We start from the raw sequence: 14,410 nt of genomic DNA, 5'->3' as shown, positions 1-14,410 counted from the left end.
TTTTGATTTAACAACGCTTATACAAGAAATTATAGCAAATCGAAAACCTAATTAGCAGGTGTTTTAGCAAGATGACAATAGCTATTGTTAACTGCATAATTCGGTTGCTAAAATGCTCTCCAATTACGTGGCTAACTTTCCATAAAAAATACAGGTAAAATGGATATTTATGTTAAAATAATAATATGAATGTGAATAATCGTACTTAAACTCCCATGAAAATAAAAACTATTGAAAATCTAAAAAAGTGCATATTTAAATTGACCCAACTAAATGTTTTTTTAAAAAAGGCTGAGCCTGAAGTAACCTTTGTAAAATTGTATTGAATGTAATTGATCTCTTCCTTCTATGTTTAATAGAAATAATTAAGCAGGCTGGTGCAAAAACCAGATTAGGATTAATCTCCCATGAGTGCTACCCATATAAGGTGCGACAGTCAGTGATGCACCGTGGTCGTTGGAGTCAGACTAACGGATGGGCTCTACGGCACCATAGTTCATCGACCTTCTTCGCCAGCCGTACAATAAAGTATAGACAAAGACATACATTTTCATGCTCTGTGGTGCAGGGCTGGTCTTGCGCTGCATGTGTGACTAACGGGCAGGTTAGTAAAAAAAGGATATTTACATATTAATAACGAATTGATGATGAACACAGTAAAAAAGGATAGTGATTAAAAGAATTCAGACCGTGTATAGACATTCAATAGTGACAAATTATATTTGTAGGGTGATAAGTCGATGATAGGAATAAGTATTGCAACGAAGTGGGAATATGAAGCGACATTGGAATACTTTAGCATAAAAGATAACGAACGTTTCGGTTATCCTTATGGCGAGTATTTCACAAGAACAATTAATGATACTGAACTTGTTTTTTATAGTACCGGTGTAAGAAAAGTAAATGGTGTTGGTGGTAATCAGTATATGATTTCTAAATTTAATTTAACTAAAGTAATCGTTGCTGGAACATGTGCAGGAATAGATGATAAATTCAGTAATTTGGATATTTTTGTACCCGATAAAGCCGTTCAATATGATTGCACAGTAAAAGAAATTGAGCCTCTTATTAAACAATCCTTCATAGTCGATATTGCTCTATCAAAATATGGAAATGATTTTTATACCGGAACAATTGCCACCGCCGATAAAGCACTAGTTATGTGGAAGGACTATTTAGAACTTAAAGAAAACGAAATAACAATAGCCGATACAGAAGCGGGTGCAATTGCTTATATCTGTAAGAAGAATGATGTTGAATGCATTATCATTAAAGGAATATCTGATTTTCCAACAGATGAAAGAAACTCTGATAAATTCGAATCGAACATTGAACAAATTAATGTTTATTTAGAAAACACACCCAAAGTTATGAACAAAATATTTGGCGAATATTTAAAAAGATTTATTTAAATAAATTTAAAGTTAATAGAAAGATTATGATTGTTGATGAAACTTGTCTTTTATTGAACTATCGTTCTACGTTAGTTCCAAATCCATTATTTTTTGTGCTTACGGTAAATATATTGTAAGACCATTACACATATCCCCATTATAATAAAGGCAGGAAAGTTGGGGCGGAATACTTTACTTGCAGATAAAAATGGTGAATGGACAAAAAAGATAACTCAACTCTTATTAAGCTAAAGGGTGCTTTAGTGGAACAAGGAGTTGTCGATTGGCTGGCATCTCCTTCTGTTGAAGTAACGGAGCAGGATTATGGAACAAGGGGGGTATCAAATGATTAAAAAAGGTTGATGCTATTTCTGTTAATCGGATTATACCTGACTGGATGCTCAGAATTGTATTCAGAAAGTTCTAGTGGGTATTATGTAGGGGAGAGTGAAAATTGGAAGGTGGTTTATGATAGAGATAAAAACTTGATTATCGAATACATTGGTGATGGGGCAATTCCACAAGAAAAAATAGAGTTATCCAGGAAATTTAAGGAGATGAAATTTACCACGCCATTTCACCTATCTGAAGAAGGAAAGAAGACTATTGATTTTCAGTTTAGCGAAGAACCAACCAGCTATGAAATTACTATACAGTGGAAAGAACATATCGAAAGTTTGAGCTTAAAAGAAATGTAAGTAAAGTAATCGCCTTATGTTCTTCAACTAAAGAGTGCAAGAGTTAAACAAGAGATCATCAAATCGATGGTCTTTATTTTTATGAAAAATGGTTGGAATATTATGTTAATATTGATTTATGACGATCTTGTGCTAACGGGCAGGATTGTTGAAGAAGGATATTGATATAATGTTCAATTTAAGGAATATAATTTATTTGCGATAGTCTGCTTTAATTTCAAAGATCAAAATTCGTTTAAGGTAATTGGTAATTTTATGGTAAAATGAATGTATAGTGATTAAATATTTAAAAAACGAGGGTGATGATGTGAAGAAAGTATTATATTTATTGATAACAGCTGGGATGCTGTTGGTTGGTTGTGGAACAAATGGGAATAAAAACTTGGATTTAGTTTCTTACGATAATGCTGAGATTAAATCTGAGATTAAAAAAGATGATTTCCACCCTAAATTACCCACCGAAGTTCCATTTAAAGTAGAGGATGCAGAAGCATCAGCAGACCCTTTCAATGATAAGATGGTAACTGTTGATTTTTTTGGCGAAGGCAACCACCTAAGTTTGACAATTTTCAAAGGAGAAACCAGTTATCAGGATGACAACGAATACGAAGAGGTAAAAATCGGCGAAATTAAAGCAAAGTATAGGTTAAATAAAGCTGATACCAAAACACTGAAGTGGGAAGAAAATGGTATTAGCTATAACCTAGGTTATTTAAGTCAGCAGTCTGAAGAAAAGGTCACTAAAGAAGAATTGATGGCTGTAGCGGAGTCCTTCGAATAACCGATTCACTGAATGATTAAAAGAATCTAAACAACGAATATGTGCTTGTTGCACTAAAGGGTGCTTTAGTTCAACAAAACAATGTAAAACAGAACGCTTGGATAATTTAATATTCAAGCGTTTTTCTTTACCTATTGTAATGTTTATTACTTTGTTAATCGGTGCGATAATTCTGTTGTTATTTCGTCTTCTAAATACGTTTTTGTACTACAGAATCGAACTACTTATCCCCATATTGCCCTCCTTTTTATTCAACAGCTATCCGCTTAATAACTTGAGCAGGATTTCCGCCAATGACCACGTTATCCGGTACATCCCTGGTCACTACAGCACCGGATGCGATGACCGAATTGTCACCAATTTTCACACCAGGATTAATGACAGCTCTTCCACCAATCCACACATTGTCACCAATTGAAACAGGTTTTCCGTATTCTGCACCTGTTGCCCTCGCCGTAGGACTTAGCGGATGGGTTGCTGTATAAATATGTACACCCGGTGCCATAAGACAATTATCTCCAATCTTTATTTCACAGACATCCAGGAAAACACAGTCAAAATTGGCAAAAAAATTCTCGCCCACGTGAATATTATAGCCATAATCACAGCGGAATGTTGGCTCAATAAACAGATCGTCGCCGGTAGTCCTAAACAGTTCTTTTAAAATTTCCACTCTCTTTTCCGGCTCTTCCTCGGTTGTTTGATTTAAGTGCCTTGTCAACCTCCTCGCAAATTCTCTTTCTGCAACAAGCTCCGGATCTGCTGCATTATATAATTCACCGATAAGCATTTTTTCTTTCTCGGTTTTCATCGTATATGCTCCTTTCTATGGTGAAGACGAGTTGGCTTGCCGTCGTCTGGTTTACTGTAGATTCACTCAGTCTACCGTAGATTTCTATCTCCTATTTCCGCTCAATCAGTCCTAAGATCCTAGCTGCCTTAATTCAAAACCTACTATTTTCCCCATGAATTAACCCTCCTTGTAACTGAAGTATCCATTGTTAAAATTCGACTTCCATGGTAAAAGTCCTTCTTTGAATGTTAAAAAGCCTTCGTAACAACTGGAAGATTGTCGGTGCTGAATAAAGAGGTGAGTGTTCGTACGTAACTAGATTCCGACAACTCTGACAGTCCCCATTTTTGCAGGGTTCTCAAGTTTACAGCTCCCATGACCAGCGAAGAGAACTCACTGACATTTATCTTTAGCTCCACATCGTATATACCTTCATTCCGTACTTCCTTAAGAGTACCCTTAACCACGTCGATAATTATCGCTGAACTATTCTGCGGGAAAAACTCATCGGTAATGCTCAATTTTAAACTTACTGTCTCCCTGCCAAATCGGTGACCTTTCTCCATCAAATCCTTGAAGAATCTCTGGCCATTGATAATACGGAACATTACGCCAGCCCCCAGATGTGCAATATGCTTAGGCTCCACGTTTGAGGGAAAATCAGTCATCGGGGTTTCCTTGCTCTCCGGTGAATTAACCATATGGATAATGTCATCGTGGTTGGAATTTATGATAACGTTGCTAAACTGGTCAGCCTGACTATGCAGGAACGTGGAGAACTCTTTCATAACTAAAGGTGTTTCGAAAAAAAGTTCATGAATATGCAGCTCTTCTTCTTCGGAACTGAATACCATGTATCCTTTTAAATTTCCGTCCTCTATGTATCCAATGACTCTTCCAAACTGGAAAGGTCTCCCCAGCTCACGCTCTGTATTGGGCCTCCTTGTCATTCCATGGGTAATTGCATAAATTCTGTTGTAACACTCACGAACTTTCTCTCTATCCTCTATCGAAAGTTCTTTTAAATGCTCTTTCGCCCGGAAATTGATAAATTCCCTGGGATGCATATGAAACTGATAGGATTTGGTACCCATGCCAAAGCCCATTTTTCTATAAAAAGTAACTTTAAAAGGGTTCAGCATAACGATATTGGTTCCTGATTCATCATACTCCTTAAGAAAATACTGCATAAGCTGATAAGCATTCCGTTCCTTCTTATGTAGCAAATCCACCGCAATCATGCCAACCCCACCAGCGGCAATTTCTGTGCCATTGAAATTCATTCTGAAATCAAATGTTCGCATCCCGGCAACAAGCTTATCGCTAGCATAGACACCATGAAGGTTCTCGTCAGGTGACACATTAATATGAGCGGCCAACCATTTCTCAGCATTAAGCCCCGGATAAGCCCCGTTTGCCAGTATTGCGAAGTCATCGTATTCTTTCTCAGTTAATTTTCTAATCTGCTTTTTCATTGGTTTCTCCCCTTTTTATTATCCCAGTCATGAATGGGACACGGTGCCTGTCCCCCTGTCCCTAACGTTTAGTAAGGGAATACTGGGGGAAATACTATCTATGTAAAAAAATTCACAGGAGGTTTTTTAAAATGGCTCACGAACAACATCAGCAATTACTTCAGGCATTACACGAGTGCATGGAGGAATGTAATCATTGCTTCAACGCATGCCTACAGGAAGATGACGTTAAAATGATGGCAGAATGCATCCGTTTGGACCGTGAATGTGCAGATATTTGCTCTTATCTTGAACAGGCAATTTCAAGGAAATCTCCATATGTATCTGAACTTGCTTCTGTATGTGCCAAAATCTGTGAAGACTGCGGAAAAGAATGTGACAAGCACGATTCTGAGCACTGCAAAAAATGTGCAGAAGCTTGCTTCAAGTGTGCGGAAGCTTGCAAAAAAGTATCCTAATAAAAATACAAAAACTGCCCGGATTGGTTTCCCCCAATTTTGGGCAGTTATTTATATCAACTAGCAGCTAACCCGTATACGTGATCAGCCCTAAACCTTGCCAAACATAACGTTGCCCATATAAAAAATATTCTCCTCCCTCCAGCTTATTGACACTACGGGTAACCAGGACCCGGGAGAAAGGAAGATTAAGCTATTTTACTCGTGGGGCCTAGTTCTCCTGCAGATATTTAGCCTGCCTTGAATTCCTCACGCAATATAGAGTACAGATTTAGATCAATATGCTCGCCCTTAACGAACATCCCTTTTCTGATTCGCCCTTCATACGACATACCGGATTTCTCCATCACCCGTTGAGAGCCAATATTTTTTACAAGACACTTAGCCTGAACCCGTACCAACTCCATATTTTCAAACCCAAACCGAATTACCGCATTGGCGGCTTCTGTTGTCAATCCCTGCCCCCAGTATTTTTTTGCCAGAACATAGCCGATTTCGGCGGTCTTATGTCTCGGGTTCCATGACAGGAAATTAATTGTTCCGATAAACTGCCCGCTTTCTTTATGCTCAATTCCCCATGGTGCAAGCTGGCTGTTTTTGTATTGTTTTAAAATAAACCCAATAAACTCTCTCGTATCGGCAATCGAACTGTGTGTATTCCAACTCACATACCGCGAAACTTCCGGATTGGCTCCATAGATATACATTTCCTCTGCGTCACCAGAGGTTACCTTCCTGAGAATGAGCCGCTCCGTCTCCAATATCGGCAAGTCGCTGAATATGGCCTCTATCTTCATACGTAATCCCCCAGTATCAGTTGTAATTTATTTTTTATACCAGTTCAGAAAATCTTCTTTATAAATTGCGTTTAATACGCATGGCTCACCGGTCTGTTCTTCTATTTTGCGAAGCTCCTCAGGAAATTCCTTCTCAACCCCAAGCCGAATATATGGTATTTTTCCCTGTGATTTTTGCGAACGCTTATTAGTAGCTTTTGCACCAGCAAAAACATGGTCAAGTTCCAACTCGGTAAACGCAGTGTGCAAAATTTTATTTTTTGCCGCTTGATTATAGCCCTTTCCCCAGAACGGGTGACCAATCCAGGTTCCAATATGGCAGTTCTTATTTAGCTTATCAATGTCCTTTAGCGTTATAACCCCTATAAGTTCCTGATGTTCATTTAATATCATTCTTGAATAATGGGTTTGCTTCTTCTCTTCTTCCAGGATGAATTCGATAAAACCGATTGTTCCTTCAAGTGATGTCTGCTCGTCAGTTAGACCCAGTGCATCTTTCACCTGCCATGCTGATGAAAGTCTGGACATGTTTGCAGCATATGTTCTGTCATGTGGAATTAGAGTAACATCAGCCATTCTACATACCTCCCCTATGTTTTACAGAAGCTTGCTCATGTAATATTCGTCGAGATACTCACCATTTATCATTAAGGAATCGCGCTTTGTCCCTTCAATTTCAAATCCCATCTTTTGGTAAAGGGCTACTCCGCCGTTATTCTGGGCAACAGTCGTGAGTTCCAGCCGATGGATATTCTTTGTTTGAGCCCATTGTTCCAGCTTTTGAAAAAGTGCCGTACCGACTCCCTGTCCTCTATATTCTTCGAGGACCCCAATTACCAGATAAGCGGCGTGTTTGTTCCTATTTGCATTACCGCCAATAGCCATCAAATAACCTGCTAATCGCTGATTATCTTCGGCAAGAAAAATGGAAGAGTTCTTCTCGTTTTTCATCGCGGTAATTCTTTTCTTCATTCTTGTTGAATCCATATCCCGTTCACCGGGTTCCCAGAGCATATACGCTGAACTTGATTCCACTGCATTTGTAAGTTCTGCCAGTGCGGCTGCATCCGCTTCTTTAACTTCCCGTACAATCATCCGACTCCCCTGCTCTCCGATTGCAAGCTTTGTATGTATTCGTTAATCTGCCGCTTGCTTTTCAACGTAATAACTTTCTTCCCCTCGGCCGTAAAGTTACTCAGCCGCTCAGCCATTTTCAGCTTCCTGGAGCGGTAGGTAGTTAATATGAATTTTACAAACTCCCAGTCCAGTTTCTCCCGGCATCCTTCACCCATATCAGGGCGGGTCTCCCCTATATTCGTAAGCCAGCGTTTAATTACACGGTAAAAACAAACGTGTAAAGGTAATTCCAGATAAATTACTGTGTCACATTTTTCAGCCCGGATAGAAAATGTGCTGCTGTAGTTTCCTTCGACGATCCATTGCTCTTTTTTCACGATTTCCCGTTGCCTTGCTGCAAATAACTCCTTGGGTGCCTCTGTCCAGCCCGGCTCCCAGTGGAGGACATCGAGGTGATAAACGGGAATCTCCAGTGACTCCCCAAGCTTCCTCGCAAAGGTGGATTTTCCCACTCCAGCAGAAATGCCGATGACCATAATCCGATTCATTTCACCCCCTCCAGCGCTATCAGTCTCTTATTTTCGCGTAAATGCACGTATCCCTCAGTTCGTTTCCATCAACCGAAAGATCATCGTTTTTCAGTGTCGCTTCCAACTCATACCCCAACCTCTCCGGAATCGCCCGGCTCCTGACATTTTTGCGGTCACACCTGATTTCCACACGGTTGGCACCAAGTTCCCTGAACGCAAATGCAGTGATCCCTTCCACTGCTTCTGTCGCATAGCCCTTTCCACAGTGCCTAGTCACCGCCCAGTACCCGATTTCAAACTTCGGAACGTCCCAGTCGATACGGTTCAAACCGGAAGAGCAGACAAGCTGGCCTGATTCTTTCTCAAAAACAAGTAATCTCAGACCCTCGCGTTTCAAAAAATTAATGTGCGCATTACGGATATTAACTTCAACATCCTCTTCTGTCTGGTCCTTTTGCGCAAACGGCAGCCATGGCCTCAGTTCATCGATTGATTCACAAATAGCCTTATGCACTACTCTGCCATCTCCCGGCTTTGGCATTCTGATTAGTAATCTCTCAGTCTCAAATTCATGTGGAAAATCTAATAGTATCGGATTCAAAAAATTTCCCCCTTCTAAACAACGGTCAATCAAGACCTATATTGGTCTGATTCAGATACTTGCCCATAATTAATTGCGGATTGTCTTCTGAAAGAACTGGGACATCATTCTTGATGACTTCCCAGCCTTTCTTGGCATAAAGGCCGATTGCCGGTTCGTTATCAACTGCAGTTGTCAAAACTGCGGTCTTATGGCCTGTCTCCCCCAGCAGCATATCGTGAAGGTTACTCGCCAATCCCCTGCGTTTATAATCCGGATGTACTGCAAGCTCAACAAATTCAAAGCAGTCACTTAACCACCGTTGAGCTTGTTCATCGGGTAACTGTGCCGCTAGTTTTTCCCGGTAAAACTGCCCAGGCTTACTCGTATATCCATAAGCAACTCCAGCGAGCATTCCGTCTTTATGATGTGCCTGAAACCCGACAAACCCTTCATAACCAGTATGTTTACGAATAGTTGCAAGCGCCTGCTGCTTTGATGAATCCTCTTCCTGGAACGTCACAAAATACAGATCAGCGATTGCTTTCAGTTCATCTTCTCCCTCACCAAAAGGACTGATAATGTAATCCCCCAGTATCCTTCTTCCTTCCTGAAAAAAACCTTCAAGCGGCATCTTCTATCCCCCTCGCTTTCTCAGTAATGAATTTTGCAATAAAACCAAGTACGATGTAATAAAGAAACGAGTAAAAATAATTCCAATTAATGTAGTAAACAAGCTTTAAGGCATGGGCTAGTGGTTCTCCGATAAACGCAAAAAGTATTGCCATACCTAAAATTCCTAAACTGAATGCCTTCCATGTACGGAAATACTGGTATACCAGCATAAAAGCTACGGCAACCATGGAAAAATCAAATGCCATCGCCCTCGGAGTAATTGGTATAAGTTCTACTGGATACATCCAAAACCCCAGATCGATACCTACTGAATCTAAATATGTAGTAGCAATTATAACAAGCGTACCAAACAATAAAAGTTCCAGAAGAATTTTTCTGTCATATACTATCAGCCAGATAATCCATGGAACAATCAGAAATACAACCAGAATCCACCAGTTCCATGAGAATAACTCATAATCCAGCCAGACCTGAATATCGGTTTCCGTGTGCTGGTCTTTTAATTCACTTGTTCTCCAGGAATTTTCCATTTTTATATCCATTGATAGCTGTCCTTATCCATTGTATTTACTTATTTAATCTGTGTTATAAGGACGTAATTTATTCGCTTAGGATAACAGCGCTAAGACAATGAATGTTAGGGCAGCGAGCTTATTTATAAGATAAGAAAATAAAAGCATAGCCTCAAGGTTAAGTATCAGTCACGCCGTTTCTTCCTAAAAATTGATAATTGTTTATACATTTTAACAGAAGTATGTTGGAATGGTTAGGGGTAAATTCGTATATTTGTCGGTTTTTTTTGGATTTGCGCTGTATTATCTTCATATGAGTGACCGAATGAAGGGCCGAATCCTGCAAATTGGCGCTCATCGCACTTATGAGTGACCGAATGAAACGGGAAATCCTGAAAATCGTCACTCATCGCACTTATGAGTGACCGAATGAAGCGGCGAACCCTGCAAATCGGCACTCATCGCACTTATGAGTGACCGAACGATGCGGGGAATCCTGCAAATCGGCGCTCATCGCCCTTATGAGTGACCGAATGAAGCGCGGAATCCAGCAAATCGGCACTCATCCCCCTTATGAGTGACCGAATGAAGCGGCGAACCCAGCTAATCGTCACTCATCGCACTTATGAGTGACCGAACGATGCGGGAAAATCAACAAATTGGCGCTCATAGAGGTAGGAACGAGGGGTCAGACCCCTCGTTCCATCACTTATGGAGAATCCTCCAATGTAGCTTTAGCGCCCATATCTTCTTTTTTCTTTTTAAATCCTTTATCGAGTTGTCCGGCGTTTTCAATATCGCCCGACATACTGTATCCTTCGATTTCAACATTGCCTGTTGTTCCATACAGTCCCATGCCGCCAAGTTCCGCGTTTACATTTTCTTTCGTTTTCTTTTTATCCTCTGCCATCTCTCTCACCTCCATCCTCCGTAATATTCCCGGTACAAGTGATGCTATCCGAAGTCTTTAAAACATTGACAGCATTTTTAAATTACACGCATAATTGGTAAAAGTACTATACAAGATTGGAGTGTTATAGATGCAAAAACTTAAATTCCACCCAGCATGGGAACGCACCTTGTCAGCAAAAGATCGAACTCAGATAGAAAGTATTTTTCAGGACTCTAAGCTCTCCAGTGAAGAGCAAATTCAATTCACACCCGTCTGGCAGGCCACCAATTATAAAAAAGAACTTCTAATTACCGTTCTGATCCACAATACTGGCAAAACAGCATTCACCTTCGACAATCAAAAAATGGCCTACACCCAAAACGGTGAGACCATCGCCGAATCCACGTTTACCCTGCCTGTTTCTATTCATGAACAAACAAGTATGCCGTGGACATTTATTTTTCCAACGGGAAGTTTTTCGAAAAAAGAAACGTACCATAGCGGCACCTTAGCAATGAAAGACTTTTGACTTTCCTATTAAAAAAAGCCATAAAAAAAACAACACCTAAAAAATGTTGTTTGAACCCCCAATATATGATAAACTAATCCAGTGGCTATAAATTCATGATAACACATATTTAGAGCCTAATTATACTATATCATCTGGCATTTAGAAAGTCAACAAAATAGATAATTTTTAGGATTGGGGTTGGTGGAATGAGTCGTGAAGCCGAACAGAAGCGGGTAAATGAAGTAATAAAAGAAATCACCAAGAAAGAAGAAAAGCTATATACTAAAGGATCAGGATTAAAAGACACCATCATTAACTTGCGGGAAAACTTCTGGGACGATGTCACTGTCAATCTCGAGGAACTCGACGATATTATCGAAACACAAGCGAGCATTAAACAACAGGCAGAATTGCTGATTGAACGTGAACAGGTTCACGGCAATATCGACAAGGAACTAAAGAAACTCAAAAGATTAAAGGATTCTCCATATTTTGGACGGATTGATTTTAGGGAGAAGCCTGATGATGAACCCGAGTACATTTATATTGGCACCGCCTCCATGATGGATCAGGAACAGGAAAACTTTCTGATATACGATTGGCGTGCTCCCATTTCCAGTCTTTATTATGACTATGCTCCAGGTTCAGCACAATATAAAACAGTTGATGATACCATCACCGGTGAAATCACATTGAAAAGACAGTTTATTATTAGAGACGGTAAGATTAAGAGCGTGTTTGATACAGGGCTGACTATTGGGGACCAGCTGCTTCAGGAAGCCTTGGGTGATAATGCAAGCACCTCAATGAAATCTATTGTCGCAACCATTCAAAAAGAACAGAACAAAATTATTCGGAATGAGCGGAGCAACCTGCTGATTGTACAGGGTGTCGCTGGTAGCGGGAAAACATCTGCCGTCCTGCAGCGTATAGCCTATCTGTTGTATCGTTTCCGGAATGAATTAAACGCAGCCAACCTGCTTCTCTTTTCACCGAACCCGTTATTTTCAAGTTATATTGCAAACGTCCTTCCTGAACTGGGTGAAGAAAACATCAGTCAGTCGACGTTCTATGATTTTTTAAAGAATCGGATTAGCAACGATATTACAATTGAATCACCATTCGCTCAAATGGAATATACGCTCACCGCGACCAATCGGCCAGAATTTGGTGCAAGACTTGCAAACATGACCTATAAATCCAGTCTCGAATATAAGTCACTGCTTGATCAGTATATTGAAGACTTAGGCCATGAGGGAATCCACTTCCGAAACATTACATTGCATCAGGAAACACTGATTTCCAAGGAGCAGATCAGCGAGTATTTCTATTCCATCGACAAGGAGATATCGCTGCCAAACCGAATGGAATCTGTTGCCCGTTGGCTCCTTCAAACATTACGGAAAGTACAACAGGAAGAAAAAAATAAAGACTGGATCATAGAAAAAGTGGAGCTCCTTGATAAGGACGATTACCTGGAGGCATACCACGCCCTCCAGCGCGACGATGGAGACGAGACAGTCCAGGAAGAGGACTTTTTACGAAAAGAAGTTGTGAAGCGGCAGTTCGCACCGATTAAGAAGCGCATAAAACGTTATGCGTTTGTAAATATACTGGCATCATACCGGGAACTCTTCCGAACCTGGGAACCACTGGAGCGCCCTGATGACTGGGAGGAAATCCGCTCCCTGACTGCAGCCAGCCTATCTAAAAAATTACTGACCTGGGAAGAGGCTGCCCCGTATCTTTATTTTAAAGAAAGGCTGCTCGGTGCCTCCAATGACCGATCTGTACGTCACTTATTTATTGACGAAGCGCAGGACTATTCTGCATTTCAGTTTGCATTTATCCGGCATCTGTTTCCGTACACACGAATGACCTTACTCGGTGATGTCAACCAGGCAATTTATGCGTACTCAGCCGACGAGAATCCACTTATACCTGACTCACTTGAACAGAACCATGAGAGAATTATCCTTAACAAGAGTTACCGTTCGACTAAACAGATTGTGGAGTTTACGCAAAAATTTGCGCCTCACAATACTTCGATTGAGCCGTTTGAGCGTGACGGCGACAAGCCGCAAGTTATTAAGCCGGCATATAACAGCAACATTACTGAGACGTTAATCAAGGATATCAAACAACTGCGCCAGAAAGGTCATGAAACAATCGCACTCATTTGTAAAACAGCAAAAGAAAGCAGCGAGCTATTCCAGACACTAAAGGACAAGGTATCCATCCGGGAAATAACCGAGCAGACATATACATTTGAAAAAGGCCTGCTCATCTTACCTGTTTACCTTGCGAAAGGCATCGAATTTGATGCTGTGATTATCCCTGATGCATCCCAAGAAAATTACGGTCAGGAATCAGATCGGGGGCTTTTCTACACTGCATGTACACGAGCAATGCATGACCTTCATGTCGTAACTCCCGGGAAACCGTGTAAGTTTGTGAACGAAGCAAAACAGGAAACATTTGAAATTACCAACATATAATACAAAAAGGCGCCGGCTGGATTAACTTTCACATCCCCGGCACCTTTTTTATGCTTATAATACATTTGATAAATGGAGAAACAATGTATCTCAGCTACGGAATATACTTCGCTATAGATACCGATCCAGCGGAGAAAATACATGGAGACTCCTGCGGGAGGAAAGACATCGGTGAGACCCCGGAGGGCGTAGCACGAGGAGGCTCACCAGCCGCCCGGCGGCAAAGGAAACACTGTTCAAGCTATAGCTTGAACAGATGTTGATCTTGCACCCGGAGTGGTGAAAGCGTAATGTATTTCCGGAGCGATGTTTTTTATAAAACAACCGTAAAAATAATCATTTCGGCTGAAACCAGTTTGCCAAATAATCATGTGCATACACATCATTCGGATACTCAATAAAAGCTGTATTCTCTTCTTCATATAGAAACTGAAGAAATTCATTCAGCGCACCCATATATTCGTTATATAGGAATTCGAAGCTAATTGTTTCTTTTGGCATTGGATTCTCTTCGCATACTTTTGGATCGGTATAGTTCATATACGTTCTGCAAGGAATCGGACGGACCTCATACGCCATGCATGTATTTGTTTTTGTATCAAGCATCGGGCATGGGACAAGACTTTTCCGGTACGTCAGCTTAAAGTCCTCATCCGACTCAAAATCGAGTGAGGTTATCTCAACAAGACGCTCCCCATAGTTTTCATAATACGAAGACAGATGCTTCTTAATAGCAATTCTTCGCTCTTCCAGGAAATTCACGATTGCCTGCTTCATC

At 40.6% G+C, this 14,410-nt stretch carries 17 protein-coding genes; 6 read left to right on the top strand and 11 right to left on the bottom strand.

All coding sequences use genetic code 11. From position 1 onward, the window contains the following. Window positions 1-740 precede the first annotated feature (740 nt). From ACFO3D_RS16590 to ACFO3D_RS16580, 3 genes are all read left to right on the top strand, one after another. Window positions 741-1,412: a 5'-methylthioadenosine/S-adenosylhomocysteine nucleosidase family protein gene (locus ACFO3D_RS16590; protein ID WP_390298693.1), complete on the top strand. Its 672-nt coding sequence runs from the start codon at window positions 741-743 to the stop codon at window positions 1,410-1,412. Window positions 1,413-1,801: 389 nt separating this feature from the next. Next, window positions 1,802-2,092, top strand: coding sequence for a hypothetical protein (locus ACFO3D_RS16585; protein ID WP_390298690.1), 291 nt, complete (start codon window positions 1,802-1,804; stop codon window positions 2,090-2,092). Between the two features lie 307 nt (window positions 2,093-2,399). Further along, window positions 2,400-2,873 carry a DUF4367 domain-containing protein gene (locus tag ACFO3D_RS16580; protein WP_390298688.1) on the top strand — a complete coding sequence of 158 codons (474 nt, stop codon included), beginning with the start codon at window positions 2,400-2,402 and terminating at the stop codon, window positions 2,871-2,873. A 247-nt stretch (window positions 2,874-3,120) separates the two neighbouring features. Here the strand turns inward: ACFO3D_RS16580 and ACFO3D_RS16575 are convergent, their stop codons facing one another. Then, on the bottom strand, window positions 3,121-3,684 hold the full coding sequence (locus ACFO3D_RS16575) for a sugar O-acetyltransferase (protein ID WP_390298685.1): 564 nt from the start codon (window positions 3,682-3,684) through the stop codon (window positions 3,121-3,123). Window positions 3,685-3,914: 230 nt separating this feature from the next. After that, window positions 3,915-5,141, bottom strand: coding sequence for a GNAT family N-acetyltransferase (locus tag ACFO3D_RS16570; RefSeq protein ID WP_390298682.1), 1,227 nt, complete (start codon window positions 5,139-5,141; stop codon window positions 3,915-3,917). Window positions 5,142-5,272: 131 nt separating this feature from the next. Between ACFO3D_RS16570 and ACFO3D_RS16565 the strand changes: the two genes are divergently transcribed. After that, a complete protein-coding gene (locus ACFO3D_RS16565; protein ID WP_390298679.1) occupies window positions 5,273-5,599 on the top strand; it encodes a four-helix bundle copper-binding protein in 327 nt (108 codons plus the stop codon). A gap of 230 nt (window positions 5,600-5,829) precedes the next feature. Here the strand turns inward: ACFO3D_RS16565 and ACFO3D_RS16560 are convergent, their stop codons facing one another. From ACFO3D_RS16560 to ACFO3D_RS16525, 8 genes are all read right to left on the bottom strand, one after another. Next, the gene (locus ACFO3D_RS16560; protein WP_390298676.1) at window positions 5,830-6,396 is read right to left on the bottom strand and encodes a GNAT family N-acetyltransferase; all 567 of its coding nucleotides are present in this window, start codon (window positions 6,394-6,396) and stop codon (window positions 5,830-5,832) included. Window positions 6,397-6,423: 27 nt separating this feature from the next. Beyond that, the gene (locus tag ACFO3D_RS16555; protein ID WP_390298673.1) at window positions 6,424-6,972 is read right to left on the bottom strand and encodes a GNAT family N-acetyltransferase; all 549 of its coding nucleotides are present in this window, start codon (window positions 6,970-6,972) and stop codon (window positions 6,424-6,426) included. A gap of 21 nt (window positions 6,973-6,993) precedes the next feature. Next, window positions 6,994-7,491, bottom strand: a complete 498-nt coding sequence (locus tag ACFO3D_RS16550; protein ID WP_390298671.1) for a GNAT family N-acetyltransferase — start codon at window positions 7,489-7,491, stop codon at window positions 6,994-6,996. Then, on the bottom strand, window positions 7,488-8,021 hold the full coding sequence (locus tag ACFO3D_RS16545; RefSeq protein WP_390298668.1) for a P-loop NTPase family protein: 534 nt from the start codon (window positions 8,019-8,021) through the stop codon (window positions 7,488-7,490). The genes ACFO3D_RS16550 and ACFO3D_RS16545 overlap by 4 nt, the downstream gene beginning before the upstream one ends. A 19-nt stretch (window positions 8,022-8,040) precedes the next feature. Continuing rightward, a complete protein-coding gene (locus tag ACFO3D_RS16540) occupies window positions 8,041-8,604 on the bottom strand; it encodes a GNAT family N-acetyltransferase (RefSeq protein WP_390298665.1) in 564 nt (187 codons plus the stop codon). Window positions 8,605-8,629: 25 nt separating this feature from the next. Then, window positions 8,630-9,217: a GNAT family N-acetyltransferase gene (locus ACFO3D_RS16535; protein ID WP_390298662.1), complete on the bottom strand. Its 588-nt coding sequence runs from the start codon at window positions 9,215-9,217 to the stop codon at window positions 8,630-8,632. Beyond that, entirely contained in the window at window positions 9,207-9,761 is a 555-nt protein-coding gene (locus ACFO3D_RS16530; protein WP_390298659.1) for a CBO0543 family protein, read from the bottom strand. Before ACFO3D_RS16530 ends, ACFO3D_RS16535 begins: the two co-directional genes overlap by 11 nt. A gap of 679 nt (window positions 9,762-10,440) precedes the next feature. After that, complete coding sequence (locus tag ACFO3D_RS16525; protein WP_390298656.1) at window positions 10,441-10,641, bottom strand: hypothetical protein; 201 nt, start codon at window positions 10,639-10,641, stop codon at window positions 10,441-10,443. A 130-nt stretch (window positions 10,642-10,771) separates the two neighbouring features. On the opposite strand from ACFO3D_RS16525, the gene ACFO3D_RS16520 reads away from it, so the two are divergent. After that, window positions 10,772-11,152, top strand: coding sequence for an SLAP domain-containing protein (locus ACFO3D_RS16520; RefSeq protein WP_390298653.1), 381 nt, complete (start codon window positions 10,772-10,774; stop codon window positions 11,150-11,152). Between the two features lie 188 nt (window positions 11,153-11,340). Next, on the top strand, window positions 11,341-13,632 hold the full coding sequence (gene helD, locus ACFO3D_RS16515) for an RNA polymerase recycling motor HelD (protein WP_390298650.1): 2,292 nt from the start codon (window positions 11,341-11,343) through the stop codon (window positions 13,630-13,632). Between the two features lie 336 nt (window positions 13,633-13,968). Here helD and ACFO3D_RS16510 read toward each other — a convergent pair whose 3' ends face one another. Next, complete coding sequence (locus ACFO3D_RS16510) at window positions 13,969-14,409, bottom strand: YkgJ family cysteine cluster protein (protein WP_390298647.1); 441 nt, start codon at window positions 14,407-14,409, stop codon at window positions 13,969-13,971. Window position 14,410 lies beyond the last annotated feature (1 nt).

This window comes from Virgibacillus kekensis (assembly GCF_042654125.1).
Taxonomy (GTDB): Bacteria; Bacillota; Bacilli; order Bacillales; family Amphibacillaceae; genus Lentibacillus; species Lentibacillus kekensis.
This window is presented reverse-complemented; position numbering and strand designations above follow the sequence as displayed.

Coding starts and splice junctions, on each gene's coding strand:
- helD (WP_390298650.1), top strand. CDS start 11,341: ATGAGTCGTGAAGCCGAACAGAAGCGGGTAAATGAAGTAATAAAAGAA.
- ACFO3D_RS16545 (WP_390298668.1), bottom strand. CDS start 8,021: ATGAATCGGATTATGGTCATCGGCATTTCTGCTGGAGTGGGAAAATCC.
- ACFO3D_RS16530 (WP_390298659.1), bottom strand. CDS start 9,761: ATGGATATAAAAATGGAAAATTCCTGGAGAACAAGTGAATTAAAAGAC.
- ACFO3D_RS16520 (WP_390298653.1), top strand. CDS start 10,772: ATGCAAAAACTTAAATTCCACCCAGCATGGGAACGCACCTTGTCAGCA.
- ACFO3D_RS16550 (WP_390298671.1), bottom strand. CDS start 7,491: ATGATTGTACGGGAAGTTAAAGAAGCGGATGCAGCCGCACTGGCAGAA.
- ACFO3D_RS16555 (WP_390298673.1), bottom strand. CDS start 6,972: ATGGCTGATGTTACTCTAATTCCACATGACAGAACATATGCTGCAAAC.
- ACFO3D_RS16570 (WP_390298682.1), bottom strand. CDS start 5,141: ATGAAAAAGCAGATTAGAAAATTAACTGAGAAAGAATACGATGACTTC.
- ACFO3D_RS16525 (WP_390298656.1), bottom strand. CDS start 10,641: ATGGCAGAGGATAAAAAGAAAACGAAAGAAAATGTAAACGCGGAACTT.
- ACFO3D_RS16590 (WP_390298693.1), top strand. CDS start 741: ATGATAGGAATAAGTATTGCAACGAAGTGGGAATATGAAGCGACATTG.
- ACFO3D_RS16510 (WP_390298647.1), bottom strand. CDS start 14,409: ATGAAGCAGGCAATCGTGAATTTCCTGGAAGAGCGAAGAATTGCTATT.
- ACFO3D_RS16575 (WP_390298685.1), bottom strand. CDS start 3,684: ATGAAAACCGAGAAAGAAAAAATGCTTATCGGTGAATTATATAATGCA.
- ACFO3D_RS16535 (WP_390298662.1), bottom strand. CDS start 9,217: ATGCCGCTTGAAGGTTTTTTTCAGGAAGGAAGAAGGATACTGGGGGAT.
- ACFO3D_RS16565 (WP_390298679.1), top strand. CDS start 5,273: ATGGCTCACGAACAACATCAGCAATTACTTCAGGCATTACACGAGTGC.
- ACFO3D_RS16560 (WP_390298676.1), bottom strand. CDS start 6,396: ATGAAGATAGAGGCCATATTCAGCGACTTGCCGATATTGGAGACGGAG.